This is a genomic window from Oxalobacteraceae bacterium OTU3CAMAD1, from assembly GCA_024123915.1.
Lineage (GTDB): Bacteria > Pseudomonadota > Gammaproteobacteria > Burkholderiales > Burkholderiaceae_D > Rugamonas.
Genome location: CP099650.1, coordinates 3,379,151 through 3,393,554, shown reverse-complemented (window position 1 = coordinate 3,393,554; position 14,404 = coordinate 3,379,151). Strand labels below are relative to the sequence as shown.

14 protein-coding genes are annotated in these 14,404 nt (G+C 63.3%); 6 read left to right on the top strand and 8 right to left on the bottom strand.

Annotated elements, in window-relative coordinates:
• Nucleotides 1–69 precede the first annotated feature (69 nt).
• The 4 genes from NHH88_14735 to NHH88_14720 form a co-directional block, all read right to left on the bottom strand.
• The gene (locus tag NHH88_14735; GenBank protein ID USX16973.1) at nucleotides 70–699 is read right to left on the bottom strand and encodes a hypothetical protein; all 630 of its coding nucleotides are present in this window, start codon (nucleotides 697–699) and stop codon (nucleotides 70–72) included.
• Between the two features lie 44 nt (nucleotides 700–743).
• Nucleotides 744–1,103, bottom strand: coding sequence for a helix-turn-helix domain-containing protein (locus NHH88_14730; GenBank protein ID USX16972.1), 360 nt, complete (start codon nucleotides 1,101–1,103; stop codon nucleotides 744–746).
• Between the two features lie 204 nt (nucleotides 1,104–1,307).
• Nucleotides 1,308–1,958: a CoA transferase subunit B gene (locus NHH88_14725; protein USX16971.1), complete on the bottom strand. Its 651-nt coding sequence runs from the start codon at nucleotides 1,956–1,958 to the stop codon at nucleotides 1,308–1,310.
• 20 nt (nucleotides 1,959–1,978) lie between these two features.
• The gene (locus NHH88_14720; protein ID USX16970.1) at nucleotides 1,979–2,677 is read right to left on the bottom strand and encodes a CoA transferase subunit A; all 699 of its coding nucleotides are present in this window, start codon (nucleotides 2,675–2,677) and stop codon (nucleotides 1,979–1,981) included.
• Nucleotides 2,678–2,853: 176 nt separating this feature from the next.
• Here NHH88_14720 and NHH88_14715 point away from each other — a divergent pair, with 176 nt between their 5' ends.
• Complete coding sequence (locus NHH88_14715; GenBank protein USX16969.1) at nucleotides 2,854–3,420, top strand: LuxR C-terminal-related transcriptional regulator; 567 nt, start codon at nucleotides 2,854–2,856, stop codon at nucleotides 3,418–3,420.
• On the opposite strand, the gene NHH88_14710 is transcribed toward NHH88_14715, so the two are convergent.
• The gene (locus NHH88_14710) at nucleotides 3,413–4,189 is read right to left on the bottom strand and encodes an SDR family oxidoreductase (GenBank protein USX16968.1); all 777 of its coding nucleotides are present in this window, start codon (nucleotides 4,187–4,189) and stop codon (nucleotides 3,413–3,415) included. The genes NHH88_14715 and NHH88_14710 overlap by 8 nt on opposite strands.
• Before the next feature lie 244 nt (nucleotides 4,190–4,433).
• Between NHH88_14710 and NHH88_14705 the strand changes: the two genes are divergently transcribed.
• The 5 genes from NHH88_14705 (at nucleotide 4,434) to NHH88_14685 (ending at nucleotide 10,181) form a co-directional block, all read left to right on the top strand.
• Nucleotides 4,434–6,110, top strand: coding sequence for an electron transfer flavoprotein-ubiquinone oxidoreductase (locus NHH88_14705; GenBank protein ID USX16967.1), 1,677 nt, complete (start codon nucleotides 4,434–4,436; stop codon nucleotides 6,108–6,110).
• A 287-nt stretch (nucleotides 6,111–6,397) separates the two neighbouring features.
• Nucleotides 6,398–7,303 (top strand): Lateral flagellin, encoded by a 906-nt coding sequence (locus NHH88_14700; GenBank protein ID USX16966.1) that lies wholly within the window; start codon nucleotides 6,398–6,400, stop codon nucleotides 7,301–7,303.
• Nucleotides 7,304–7,413: 110 nt separating this feature from the next.
• Nucleotides 7,414–8,364: a hypothetical protein gene (locus NHH88_14695; GenBank protein USX16965.1), complete on the top strand. Its 951-nt coding sequence runs from the start codon at nucleotides 7,414–7,416 to the stop codon at nucleotides 8,362–8,364.
• A 24-nt stretch (nucleotides 8,365–8,388) separates the two neighbouring features.
• On the top strand, nucleotides 8,389–9,750 hold the full coding sequence (gene chrA, locus NHH88_14690; protein USX16964.1) for a chromate efflux transporter: 1,362 nt from the start codon (nucleotides 8,389–8,391) through the stop codon (nucleotides 9,748–9,750).
• Nucleotides 9,751–9,755: 5 nt separating this feature from the next.
• Nucleotides 9,756–10,181: a hypothetical protein gene (locus NHH88_14685; GenBank protein ID USX16963.1), complete on the top strand. Its 426-nt coding sequence runs from the start codon at nucleotides 9,756–9,758 to the stop codon at nucleotides 10,179–10,181.
• Between the two features lie 199 nt (nucleotides 10,182–10,380).
• Here NHH88_14685 and NHH88_14680 read toward each other — a convergent pair whose 3' ends face one another.
• From NHH88_14680 to NHH88_14670, 3 genes are read right to left on the bottom strand one after another with little or no spacing between them, the layout of a single operon-like run.
• Nucleotides 10,381–12,468, bottom strand: a complete 2,088-nt coding sequence (locus tag NHH88_14680) for a flagellar biosynthesis protein FlhA (GenBank protein ID USX16962.1) — start codon at nucleotides 12,466–12,468, stop codon at nucleotides 10,381–10,383.
• Nucleotides 12,465–13,604 carry a flagellar type III secretion system protein FlhB gene (locus NHH88_14675; GenBank protein USX16961.1) on the bottom strand — a complete coding sequence of 380 codons (1,140 nt, stop codon included), beginning with the start codon at nucleotides 13,602–13,604 and terminating at the stop codon, nucleotides 12,465–12,467. The genes NHH88_14680 and NHH88_14675 overlap by 4 nt, the downstream gene beginning before the upstream one ends.
• Entirely contained in the window at nucleotides 13,597–14,385 is a 789-nt protein-coding gene (locus NHH88_14670) for a flagellar biosynthetic protein FliR (GenBank protein ID USX16960.1), read from the bottom strand. The genes NHH88_14675 and NHH88_14670 overlap by 8 nt, the downstream gene beginning before the upstream one ends.
• Nucleotides 14,386–14,404 lie beyond the last annotated feature (19 nt).

Here is a 14,404-nt window from a genome sequence, read left to right as displayed (position 1 = left end):
AGCCCCGCGCAGCGATGCCCGGGGCTTTTTTCTTTGGCCAGGGTGTTCAGGGCAGCACCAATATCTGCTTCAAACCTTTCCACCCCAAACGGTAGCGAAATGCCGCGCGGTAGCTCGAGCCCCGTGGACTTGTAGCGCCTGCAGCAGACGGGCACGGGTGTAACGCGGATTAGTCAAACTGTTGACGCATCTCTCAAGAGCCGAACCAACGCGCGCGCTGGCAACCCGCGTGAGGCTGTCGATAAATTTTCCTGGTGCGACGACGTGAATATCCAGCCGTCTCATGTCGGATACTGCAAGATCTTTAAGATTGCTGGAGACGATGATGACCTTATCATTAGCATTGTCTTGTAGCGCTAAATCCAACAAGACCAATGCAGCCGCAGCAACATGCCGGTCTCCAACATTCACCGCAGTGGGAACCCTGGCAAGAACCCGCTGCGCTTGGTGACCTATAACTTCATGGCCCGGAACGGCGCGTTTGTAACTTTGCAAGCGCTTGCCGGCCTTGACTGCCTCGGCGGCGAATTGTTGGGCCGACCTCGCGCCGCTCGCACCGATAGCAACTTTTGGCCAGTTGCGCAAGAATTCGGTTTCGATTTCGGCACTCCAACGCGCCCAGAACAAGCCTTCCAGACACAAGTCGAACAAAATATCGGAAAGGCGCGGCGGTAATAAGACATTTGCGTCGAGCAGCACGTGCGTCGCACCGCCAGGAGACAGTGGATGGCCGACCGCCATTTTTAGGAACGGCCAGGTTTATTTGCTTGGATGAATGCAGCCTCCGGAATGTCATACATCCCGTTCGCCTCGGCAACCGCGTGATAGTCGGGTTCTTGGCTCCCTGCTTCGCGCTCTTTGATCCAAGTGCGCACAGAGGACTCAGGCACTAGTCGGTGCCCTTCCTCAGTTACCGAAGCGCCCGCGAACTTCTTGTTGTCGATCAGCATGACGACATAGGGACGGCTGCACCGCATCAGCTCGGCCGCAGCCTCGACAGTCAACATCACCTCGCTCGGTTTGCCTCTAGGACGGCTTTGCTGCCCGGAGACCTCCGGCACAATGCTCGGCGTGTTGCGTGGCTTTCTGACTCCGTCGCTCATGGAGATCGCTCCCTGGATGTTCGTTTTATTTTAGTGAAGATCGAAAGTAACGCAATGATTGGATCGACTCAGGGCGAGGATTTAGCGATAAAAGCTGGCTCAAAACAAAAAACGGCAAACCCCTGCAGCGTTTGCCGTTTTCGATACAGATGCCCAGATTGAGGTCTCGCGTCTTTCAAACGACTCCCCGATCCACTCCGCTTGTTAAAGCGCCGACAAGTCCAGTTCGACGCCGGTGGCGGCCTGGATCTGCTCCCTGCTCACGCCCGGCGCCAACTCGGTCACCTTCAGGCCGGTCTCGGTCACTTCCATAACGCCCAAATCGGTGACGATCAGGTCGACCACGCCCACGCCGGTCAGCGGCAGGTCGCATTTCGGCAGCAGCTTGTGCGACGTCGTGCCGTCCTTGGCGGTGGCGACGTGCTCCATCAGCACCACCACCCGCTTGACGCCCGCCACAAGGTCCATCGCGCCGCCCATGCCCTTGACCATTTTGCCGGGAATCATCCAGTTGGCCAGGTCGCCATGCTCCGACACCTGCATCGCGCCCAGGATCGCCAGGTTGATCTTGCCGCCCCGGATCATGCCGAACGAATCGGCCGAGCTGAAGTAGGCCGCGCCCGGCAGCGCCGTCACGGTCTGCTTGCCGGCGTTGATCAGGTCGGCGTCGATCTCAGCCTCGGTCGGGAACGGGCCGATGCCCAGCAGGCCGTTTTCCGACTGCAAATACACGTCCATACCGGGCGGCACATAGTTGGCCACCAGGGTCGGCAAACCGATGCCCAGGTTGACGTAAAAACCGTCCTGCAATTCCTTTGCCGCGCGCGCGGCCATTTCGTCACGTGTCCATGCCATGATAGTTGTCTCCGATGTTCTTAGTTGGCGCGCACGGTGCGCTGCTCGATGCGTTTTTCCGGCGTCGCGTTGACGACGATGCGGTGCACGAAAATGCTCGGCAGGTGCACGGCGTCCGGATCGATCTCGCCGATCTCGACCAGGTGCTCCACTTCGACGATGGTGATCTTGCCGGCCATCGCCGCGTTCGGGTTGAAGTTGCGGGCGGTCTTGCGGAACACCAGGTTGCCGGCCTTGTCGGCCTTCCATGCCTTGACCAGCGCCACGTCGGCCACCAGGCTGCGTTCCATCACATATTGTTCGCCGTCGAATTCGCGGATTTCCTTGCCGTCGGCGACGATGGTGCCGACGCCGGTCTTGGTGAAGAAGGCGGGAATGCCGGCGCCGCCGGCGCGCAGCTTCTCGGCCAGGGTGCCTTGCGGCGTGAATTCCAGTTCCAGCTCGCCGGCCAGGTACTGGCGCGCGAACTCCTTGTTTTCCCCGACGTAGGATGCGATCATCTTCTTGATCTGGCGCGTTTCAAGCAGCTGGCCCAGGCCGAAGCCGTCGACGCCGGCGTTGTTGGAGATGGCGGTCAAGCCGGTCACGCCGGAATCGCGCAACGCGCCGATCAGCGCTTCGGGTATGCCGCACAAACCGAAGCCGCCCACGGCGATCGTTTGACCGTTTTGAACGACGCCCGCCAAGGCTGCGGCGGCATCCGGATAGATTTTGTTCATGTTGTCCCTTAACTCTTGTATTTAAGTGGTGCTGGTCTTATGTATCGAAGTCGATTGTTCGTGCTTTGTTGCTAAATCAGTTGATAACGTTGTTAACTGCGCTACTGATGCGGCGTCTCAGCATAGAATACGCTCTCTAAAAGCACAATACCGTAGAACTACCTGCCACTTTCATAATGAACGCCGCTCCCGCCATCGACTACGAATCCATTTTCCTGCACGCGCCGGTTGGCATGTGCATCTCGGAAAATCGCGTCATCCAGCGCTGCAACGACGCGCTGGCGTTGATGTTTGGCTATACGCGCGTCCAGCTCGAAGGCTTGTCCTTCCTGGCGCTGTATCCGACGATGGACGAGTTCCTGCGCACCGGCGACCGCATCATTCCGATCATGAACGCCAAGGGCCGCTACTCGGACGAGCGCATCATGCGCCGCGCCAATGGCGAACTGTTCTGGTGCCACGTCACCGGCCATTCGATGAAGGCCCAGGAACCGCTGGGCCCCGGCATCTGGACCTTCGAGGACGTCAGCGAAAAGCGTCCCGTCACCGCCGAGCTGACCCCGCGCGAACGGGAGATCGCCGCCCTGCTGGTCGAGGGCAAGACCAGCAAAAGCATCGCCCGCCAGATCGACCTCAGCCCGCGCACGGTGGAAATGCACCGTGCCAAGCTGATGCGTAAATTCTCGGCCTCCACTTCCTCCGAGTTGGTGCATAAACTGGTGGGCATCCAGCTCACTACATAGCCGTCATCCCATCGTCGGCGGAGATGATCGCGCCGTTGATGAAGTTCGAATCCTCACCCGCCAGCAGCAACAGCAAACCATCCAGATCCTCCGGCGTGCCGGGACGCTTGCGCGGCAGCATGTTGATCAGCTTTTGCCCCTGCTCGCTGGCGAAATAATCCTCGTTGATCTCGGTCGAGATGTAGCCGGGACAAATGGCGTTGGTGTTGATTCCGTACTTGCCCCACTCCACCGCCATCGCCTTGGTCATCTGCACCACGCCGGCCTTGCTCATGCAATAGACGCCGATCTGCGGCAGCACGCGCAAGCCCGCCACCGAGGCGATGTTGATGATGCGGTGCTTCTTGCTCGGGTCGCCCTTGGCGCGCGCGATCATGCGCTTGGCGGTCTGCTGCGCGACAAAAAACGCGCCGCGCAGGTTGGTGTCCATCACGAAGGCATAGTCCTCGGGCGTGACATCGACCAGCCGCTGCGTGGTCGACACGCCGGAGTTGTTGACCAGGATGTCGATCGGCCCGGCCTCGGTCTCGGCATGGGCGATGGCCGACTTGATGCTGGCGAAGTCGGTCACGTCCAGGCTGACCACGTGCGCGGCGCCGCCGTCGGCCTCGATCTCGGCGCGCAGCTCCTTGAGCCGCTCGGTGCGGCGCGAGGCCAGCACCACCTGGGCGCCGGCCTGGGCCAGCACTTTGGCGAACCGGGCTCCCAGACCGCTGGAGGCGCCGGTGATCAGCGCGATTTTTCCCTCAAAGTTGACTTCTATGCCCACGAGCTACTCCTAGATTTATTGGTGACGAATTCGTGATGGCCGGGTCTAACCCCAGGTGTACGCCCCGGCTGTCGAAACGTAATCATTACACAAATCGCCAGTATTAGATTGCGGTGTCTAATAATGTCCCTCAAAATGGCGCCAAAGTTGCATTCGGACGGAAAAAGAAGCACACTCGTGCTAAAATTTTCTTCATCACGTAACCGTCCCCTATTAAAAACATCATAACCACTATAAAAAGACCATGACACAGCCTCAAAATCTCGTAGAACAGTACGGCCCGCGCGACGCGATGGAGTACGACGTCGTCATCGTCGGCGGCGGCCCCGCCGGTTTGTCGGCGGCGATCCGCATCAAGCAGCTGGCGGCCGACAAAGGCCAGGAAGTCTCGGTCGTCGTGCTGGAAAAAGGCGGCGAGCTGGGCGCCCACATCCTGTCGGGCGCCGTCATGGACCCGAAGGCGCTGACCGAGCTGATCCCCGACTGGAAGGAAAAAGGCGCGCCGCTCAACACCGCCGTCACCGAGGATCGCGTGCTGTTCCTGACCGAAACCAAGTCCTTCAAGACGCCGGGCTTCGCGCTGCCGGCCTGCTTTGAAAACCATGGCAATTACGTCATCTCGCTGGGCAACGTGGTGCGCTGGCTGGGCCAGCAGGCCGAGGCGCTGGGCGTCGAGATCTTCCCCGGCTTCCCCGCCGCAGAGATCCTGTACAACGACGACGGTTCCGTCAAGGGCGTCGCCACCGGCAACATGGGCGTCAAGCGCGACGGCGAAGCCGGCTCGGACTTCCAGCTGGGCATGGAGCTGCACGGCAAATACACCTTGTTCGCCGAAGGCTCGCGCGGCCACCTGGGCAAGCAGTTGATGGCCAAGTACGACCTGAACAAGGGCAAGGACCCGCAATCGTACGGCATCGGCATCAAGGAACTGTGGGAAATCGATCCGGCCAAACACCAGCCCGGCCTGGTGGTCCACACCACCGGCTGGCCGCTGGACAACAAGACCTACGGCGGCTCCTTCCTGTACCACATGGAGAACAATCAGGTCGTGGTCGGCTATGTGGTCGGGCTCAATTATGAAAATCCCTACTTGTCGCCGTACGAGGAATTCCAGCGCTACAAGACCCACCCGGCCATCAAGCCGTTCTTCGAGGGCGCCAAGCGCATCTCCTACGGCGCCCGCGCAATTACCGCCGGGGGGTTGCAATCCTTGCCGAAGCTGGTGTTCCCGGGCGGCGCGCTGATCGGCTGCGACGCCGGCTTCCTGAACATGAGCCGCATCAAAGGCAGCCACGCGGCCATCAAGACCGGCATGCTGGCCGCCGAGGCCGCGTTCGAGGCGCTGGGCGCGGGCCGCCAGCACGACGAGCTGGCCGCCTTCCCGGCCGCGTTCGAACAATCGTGGCTGCACGAGGAGCTGCACGTGGCGCGCAACGTCAAGCCATGGCTCAACAAGGGCCTGGTGCTGGGCTCGCTGATGACGGGCATCGACCAGATCGTCTTCCGCGGCAAGGCGCCCTGGACCCTGCACCACACCCACGCCGACCACGAATGCCTGAAACCGGCCTCGCAGTTCTCGCCGATTGTGTATCCCAAGCCGGACGGCAAGCTGACCTTCGACCGCCTGTCGTCGGTATTCATCTCCAACACCAACCACGCCGAAGACCAGCCGGTCCACCTGACGTTGAAGAACGCGAGCGTGCCGGTCGACGTCAACCTGGCCCAGTACGCCGGGCCGGAGGCGCGCTACTGTCCGGCCGGGGTGTACGAGTTCGTCAAGACCGACGCCGGCGCCGACCGCCTGCAGATCAACGCGCAAAACTGTGTCCACTGTAAAACCTGCGATATCAAGGACCCGACCCAGAACATTGTCTGGGTGACGCCCGAGGGCGGCGGCGGGCCGAACTATCCGAATATGTAAAAAAGCAACAATATCCACGCAGCACGGCCTTCGGACCGTGCTGTTTTTTTATGCGGGGTGCGATTTAGCGCGACTGCTGGCAGGAAACGGAAGATAATTGACTGGTGGAAAATAGCGGATAGGAAGCACCAACGCGGCGGTTCCGCTCGGGCAAAGCTCCTGTTACATATTTTTTTTAAGAAATTTCCACAAAGCATTTAATGTCCTTCCCGGTACGGTCGTCTTGTACTTGGGAGAGCGCAAAATACCGACGCTCCGAACTGAATCCACCTACCAGGAGTATTTCCATGCTGAGCCTTCACACCAACTCTTCCGCCCTTTCGGCACAAAACTCGATCTCGCGCACCCAGTCGTCGCTGTCGACCTCGCAGACCCGCCTGAGCACCGGCTTCCGTGTCAACTCGGCGATGGACGATGCTGCCGGCCTGCAGATTGCAACCCGCCTGAAAGCACAATCGAGCGGTATGGCCATGGCCATGCGCAACACCCAGAATTCGATCTCGATGCTGCAAACGGCCGAAGGCGCGTTTGACGAAGTCACCAACATGCTGATCCGCATGAAAGACCTGGCCACCCAGGCAGCCGACGCCTCGTCGACCGCAAAAGACCAGGCTGCACTGCAGTCGGAGTTCGACGCGCTGGGTAGCGAATTGAACAACGTAATGAAAAACAGCACCTTCGGCGGCGCCAAGCTGATGGACGGCGGCACCATTGCAGCGTCGATGACGTTCCAGATCGGCGCCACCAAGTCCGAGCAAATGACGATCGACCTGTCGACCGCCATGACCGCCCTGACCGGCACCGCCCTGACCGCCGTCTCCGCACGCTACGCCGCCGGCGGCGCCGCTGTCGGCACCGAAATCTCGGACGGCACCGACGGTACCGCCTCGGCCAGCAATGCAGCCGGTCAAACCGCGGCCAACAACACCATCGACACCATCAGCACCGCAATCGACCAGGTCGGCGGCATCCGTTCGTCGCTGGGCGCTGCCTCGAACCGTCTGGATCACATCTACAACAACCTGTCCAACATTTCGAGCAACACGAAAGCGGCAACTGGCCGTATCATGGACACCGACTTCGCGACCGAATCGTCGAACATGACTTCCAGCCAGATGCTGCTGCAAGCCGGTACCGCGATGCTGAAGCAGTCGAACAGCACGTCGTCCCTGGTTATGTCCTTGCTGCAATAATCGTAGCCTTTCCGTTCCGCGCGCGGGACGGGAAAACAAGGAGCCAACCGGAGTTTTCGGTTGGCTTTTTTTTCACCGAATCGAATCAGCCACATTAAAGAGCGAGCCTGATGGCCGTAGACCGCGTCGGCGCCACCTTGCGCCCCCTGAGCATCCCAGATCGGCAAGCCGGACAGCCAGGCCCGTCCGTGCGCGGACCGATCGACGCGCGCGACAGCAACGCCCCGTACCCGGTCACGCCGCTGGCGCCCGCCGGCCCGGGCCGCGTCGGCGCGCTGTTCGACGGCCCCGACGCCCAACCGCTGCCGCAGTCCGGACTCGACGCCCTGGCCGCCGCGCTCAACAATCTTGCCGACATGGCCGAGCCGTCGGCGATGCGGCCCAACCAGGTCTTCATGTCGCGCCAGCTGGTCTGGCAACCGCCGGACACGGCCATGATGGCCGGCTCGTGGCAAACCATGGTGCGCGCCTACGGCGAGCAGCGCGCCGCTTGGCTGGAACAGGCCAGCGGCCAGCACGTCCCGTCGAGCCTGTTCATGGCCGACCACACGCCGTCGGCGCTGCGCGAGGGCCGTCCCGGCCTGCCGCTGGTGACGGAAATGGAACCGTGGCGCTTCGCCGTGTTCGCCTGGGGCGCCGAACGGCTGGTGCTGCGCGTGGTCGTCAACGACGACGAGGAACCGGCGCGCCAGCGCCGCAAGCGCTCGCGCGTGGCGCTGCGGCTCGAACTGATGCTGCCCGGCCTGGGCCGGGTCGTCATCCAGATGGAACCGGCGGCCGGCAACGGCGTCATCATGGAAGTGGGCGCGGCGCACACCTCGGCCATGCAGCACATGCGGGAAATCCTGCCGCATCTGGCGGCGATGGTGGGCCGCTGCGGCCTGACGATATTGCGCTGCCGCCTGCGGCGCGAACTGCCGCCGACCAGCAGCGAGCACCCCTACCCCACCCGCGCCCACACGGCGGCGCTGACGCCGGCCGTCTTCAAAGCCATGGCCGAGATGGCGGTCATGCTGTCGCAGCCGCTGCCGCCGGACGATGTTTTTGCGGAAACCGCATGATAGCGGCATGATAAACTCGCGCGCATGAGCGCAAAAGATATCGAACACCACCCCGCCCAGGCGGCGCCGGAAGCGGTCAGCTTCGGCGCCGCTTTTCTGTATTGGCTCAAGCTCGGCTTCATCAGCTTCGGCGGACCGGCCGGCCAGATCGCCATCATGCACCAGGAGCTGGTCGAGCGGCGCCGCTGGATTTCCGAACAACGCTTCCTGCACGCGCTCAATTACTGCATGGTGCTGCCCGGCCCCGAGGCGCAGCAACTGGCGATCTACATCGGCTGGCTGATGCACCGCACCCGGGGCGGCATCGTCGCCGGCGTGCTGTTCGTGCTGCCGTCGCTGTTCATCCTGATCGGCCTGTCGTGGATGTACATGGCCTATGGTCACACGCCGGCCGTGTCCGGCCTGTTCTACGGCATCAAGCCGGCCGTCACCGCGCTGGTGTTGCACGCCGCCTGGCGGGTCGGCTCGCGCACCCTGAAAAACGGCTGGCTGTGGGCCATCGCCACGGCAGCCTTCCTGGCCATCTTCCTGCTGGAGATTCCGTTCCCGCTGATCGTGCTGGCGGCCGGCCTGGCCGGCTACCTGGGCGGGCGCTATGCGCCGCAACGTTTCAACAGCGCGGGCGGCCACGGCAAGGCCGCGGCGACCATCGGCCCGGCGCTGATCGACGACCACACGCCGACGCCGGCCCACGCGCAATTCAGCTGGCGGCGCTTCCGCAACGTGCTGCTGGCGCACCTGGCCCTGTGGCTGGGCGGCATGGGCGCCTTGATCGCCCTGTTCGGCACCGACGCCGTGCTCACGCGCATGGCCTGGTTCTTCACCAAGGCCGCGCTGCTGACCTTCGGCGGCGCCTACGCGGTGCTGCCCTATGTGTTCCAGGGCGCGGTCGAGCACTACCAATGGCTCAGCGCCGCGCAGATGATCGACGGCCTGGCGCTGGGCGAGACCACGCCGGGGCCGCTGATCATGGTGGTGTCGTATGTGGGCTTCGCCGGCGGCTGGAACACGGCCATCTTCGGCGGCGACGCGCTGTTGCTGTCGGGCGCGGTGGCGGCGGCGGTCGTCACCTGGTTCACCTTCCTGCCGTCGTTCCTGTTCATCCTGCTGGGCGGGCCGTTCATCGAATCGACGCACGGCAACCTCAAATTCACCGCGCCGCTGACCGGCATCACCGCCGCCGTGGTCGGCGTCATCGTCAACCTGGCGCTGTTCTTCGCCTGGCACACCTTGTGGCCCAACGGCTGGAACGGCAGCTTCGAGTGGCCGTCCGCGCTGATCGGACTAGCGGCCGGCGTGGCGCTGTTCCGTTACAAACGCGGCGTGATCCAGGTCGTGGTAGCCTGCGGACTGGCCGGCCTGGCCTGGACGCTTTTCGTCAAATGAGGACTATGAGAGCTTACATTTACCCCGCATACATTTATCCCGCGCTGCTGCTGGCCGCGCTTGGCGGCTGCGCCCTGCGAACACCGGCGCCGGCGCCGGTGCAGGTTTGGGAAAGCCCGGCGGCCGAGTATCCGGCCATCTGCATGGTGATGCAATCGGACGGCTCGCTCGCGTTCAAGGGCGGTTTCCAGTTCTACCAGCCGGGCAAATGGCGGCAGGATGCGGCCACCGGGATGCTGACGGTGACCCTGGGCGGCAACGCCGACTTCCCGTCCGACATCGCCAAGGTGCAGCTGCGCAGCAAGATCGGCGCGCTGGCCGCATACAACGAACAGCGGCGCGAGCTGACCTACAAGGTCGGGACGGCGACGCCATTTATCGCGCTGGGCAATTTCTATTTTTACCGCGCGGGCGCCTGCAGCGCCACGTGACGTGATCGCCGCGAAATGACGTCATCGCGAATGCCGGATAGGCACCGCAACACCACGGAAACACGTAGGGCGGATTAGCGCAGCGTAATCGGCCATGCATGCTCCGTCGGCGGCGCATCGATGGCCGATTACGGCGTTCCGCCTAATCCGCCCTACGTGGATCCGTGGTCATGCGCTCCATCCCGACTACGACCCCGGGTCAGCCGACCGTGCCGATGATGCTCACTTCGCGGTTCTCCGGGATCTCGTTGTACGACAGCACGTGCAGGCCCGGCGCGAACAGGCGCGCGTAGCGCGCCAGCAGCGGCCGGATCTGCGGCAGCACCAGCAGCAGCGGCGGCGTGGCCTGCTGCTTCATCTGCTCGCGCGCCACCGGCATGTTCATCTGCAGCTGCGCCAGCAGGTGCGGGTCGATCGGGTAGTTGTCCAGCACCACCTTGCCGCTCTGGCGCGCCTGGTTCAACGAGCCCAGCAACATGTTCTCCAGGTCGCCGCCGAGGTTGAACGCCAGCATCTCGGTCTTTTGCCCGAACAGGCCGGTGACGATCTGACGCCGCAGCGCGCAGCGCACCTCGGCCGCCAGCAGGATCGGGTCCTTGGTGGTCTCCGAGCTGTCGACCAGCGTGGTGGCGATCGGCACGATATCCTTCAGCGACACGTTCTCGGCCAGCAGCACGCGGAATACGCGCAGCATCTGCGTGTGCGTCAGCGCCTTGTCCAGCGAGGCCGACAGCTTGGGCGACAGGGCCGTTAACCGGTCCATCAGCGCCGGCACGTCCTCGTGGCGGAACAGCTCGGGCAGGTATTCGCGGATCAGCTTGGACAGGTGGGTGGCGATCGCGCTCGGCGCCTCCACCACCTGGTAGCCCAGCCCCAGCGCGTTGGCCTTCTCGCTCGTTTCGATCCACGTCACCGGCATGCCGTAGGCCGGCTCGATGCCGGGGATGCCGTCGATCTGGCCGTACACATTCGGCGACGGGATCGCCATCAGGCGGTCGGCGAACACCTCGGCCTGGGCCACCACGCTGCCCGAGAGCATCACCGAATACTGCGACGGCTTGAGGCCGAGGTCGTCGCGCACGACGATCGGCGGCAGCAGCAGGCCCATCGATTCGGACAGGCTCTGGCGCACGCCGCGCACCCGCTTGGTCAGCGGCTCGCCGTGGGTCTTGTCGATCAGGCTGACCAGCTTGTAACCCAGCGCGACCTGCAACTGCTGCACCGCCGGCAGGCTGTGCCAGTCGAGCTCGGGCGCGCGGTCGTCGCGCAGCGCCGCCTCGATGGCATCGATGCCGGAGGTGTCCGGCGCCTTGACCACCTGCCCCAGCTTCCAGCCGACATAGGCCAGCACCAGCGCGAACGGGGTGAACATCTGCCACGGCATGCCCGGCACCACGGCCAGGATGAGCATCATGCCGGCGGCGCTGAACATCACCTGCGGCGACGTCAGCACCTGGTCGCCGACCTGCTTCTCGAAGTCGCCCGAGTCGGAGATGCGCGTCACCAGGATGGCCGAGGCGGCCGACAGCAGCAGCGCCGGGATCTGCGCCACCAGGCCGTCACCGATGGTCAGCAGCGCGTATTGCTTGAAGGCGTCGCCGAACGACATGTCCTGCATGATCGAGCCGATCGCCACGCCGCCGACCATGTTGATGATCAGAATCAGGATACTGGCGACGGCGTCGCCGCGCACGAACTTGGAGGCGCCGTCCATGGCGCCGTAGAAGTCGGCCTCGGCGGCGACGTCCTTGCGCCGCGCCTGGGCCTTCTCCTGGTTGATCAGGCCGGCGTTGAGGTCGGCGTCGATCGCCATCTGCTTGCCCGGCAAGGCGTCCAAGGTGAAGCGCGCGGACACCTCGGAGATGCGCTCGGCGCCCTTGGTTACCACCATGAAGTTGATGATCATCAGGATCACGAACACCACGATACCGACCACGTAGTTGCCGCCGATGACGACCTCGCCAAAGGCTTCGATCACCTCGCCGGCCGCGGCCGTGCCTTCATGGCCGTGCAGCAGCACCACCCGGGTCGAGGCCACGTTCAACGTCAGCCTGAGCATGGTGGTGGCCAGGATCACCGTCGGGAACACCGAGAAGTCCAGCGGCCGCTTGGCCGAGACCGCCACCATGATGACGATCAGGGCCAGCACGATGTTGAACGTGAACATCACGTCCAGCAGTATCGGCGGCAACGGCAGGATGATCATCGCCAGGATCACCAACAGGAAGATTGGTGTGGCGAACTTGTGGCGACGCGCTTCGGCGATCAACCGCTGGAAAAAATTCATGACTGCTTAACCTCGCTCATGGATGTTGGTACGACGACTTCACTTGGATACGCCGGCTGCGCGGCGCGCCGCCCGGTACGGAATGCTTTCAATTGCAGCACATAGTTCAGCACCTGCGAGACCGCCTGGTACAGCTGCACGGGGATCTGCTGGTTGACCTGGCTGGTGTTGTAGATGGCGCGCGCCAGCGGCGCCAGCTCCATCACTTCGATCTTGTGTTCGGTGGCGATCTGGCGGATGTAGAGCGCCATCTCGTCGACGCCCTTGGCCACCACGTACGGCGCCTCGGCGCGGTCGTGGTCGTATTTGAGCGCGACCGCGTAGTGCTCCGGGTTGACGATGACGACGTCGGCGCTGGGCACGGTCTTGCGGGCGCTGTTGCGCGCCAGCGCGCGCTGCAGCTGGCGGATCCGCCCTTTCACCTCTGGCCGGCCCTCGGTCGACTTGTGCTCCTCCTTCTGGTCCTGCTTGCTCATGCGCTGCTGCTTGGCGAAGAAGAAGGCCTGCGCCGGCACGTCGATCAGCGCAAAGATGACGAACACGGCGATGAGCGCCATCAGGCCGTCGAGCATCAGGTTCGAGCCGTTCATCATCGCCTGCCCCATCGGCATATGCTGCAGCTGCGTGTAATCCTTCACCGTCGAGCGCGCCACGTGGATGAGCACGGAGATCAGCACGCCGGCCTTGGCGATCGACACCAGCAGCTCGAAAGCGTGCTTGGCGCCGAACAGCCGGCCCAGGTTGGCGGCCGGGCTCATGCGGCTCAACTTGGGCGCCCAGTGCTTCGTGGTCATCACCCAGCCGCCCGGCACCATCGCCCCCAGCACGATGAACAGCGGCACCACAAACAGCGGCAGCACCATCTTGATGAACAGCAGCATGGCGCTGCCGAACACGGTGGACATGGCGTTGTCGATCGAGCCGACGCTGTCGAACGGCGCGAAGCTCTGGTGGAAAATCTCGTTGAAGTCGGCCATGTAGTTCGGCAGCAGGTAGACAAAGAGTTTCAAGCTAACGAGGATGCCGATGGCCGTCGACAGGTCGCGCGAGCGGACCACCTGCCCTTCGTCGCGCGACTTCTTGAGCTTCTGTTGTGAAGCCTTTTCTGTTTTATCGCCGGTGCTGTCGTCAGCCATTGGCGGCCACCTGCATCTGCTGGCGGATCAGCTCCAGCACCTGGTTGGTCATGCGCACGTAGTGCTCGGGAATGAAGCGCACCACCTCGGCCAGCATCAGCAAGCCGAAGATGGTGATCACCGAGAAGCCCAGCGCGAACAAATTCAGGCTGGGCGCGACGCGGTTGAGGAAGCCGAAGCCGAGCTGCACCACCAGGGTGGAAAACACGATGGGGATCGCCAGCAGCATCGCCGCCGAGAAGATCCAGGCGACGTTGTAGGCCACGGCGTTGAGCAGCATCGGCGTGTAGCCCTGCCCCAGCGGCCAGGCGCGGAAACTCTGGCCGATGATGTTGGAGATCACCAGGTGGCCGTCGATGGCGAAGAACACGATGATCGACAGCACCGACAGCAGCGCCGAGACCACGTCCGACGACTGGCCGTTCATCGGGTCGTTCATCACCGCCATCGAAAAGCCCATCTGCGACGACACCATGAAGCCGAGCACGCCGATGACCGACATGGCGAAGTGGAACGCCAGCCCCAGCACGAAGCCGATCAGCGCCTGCTCGATGGTGGCGACCACGCCGTGCATCGAAAACGGGTCGATGTTATAGCCGCCCACGCCGCCTGTGGCCGGCAGCATCAGCACCGCCAGCACCAGCGCGATCAGGATGCGCACCGTCACCGGCGTGACGGCCTCGCCCAGCACCGGGGCGCCGATGAACATCGCCAGGATGCGGCAGAACGGCCACCAGATGGCGGTGAGCATCGGCAGCAGCTGGGCCAGGACCGGTTCCATGTCGGGTGGTGGGCGGACG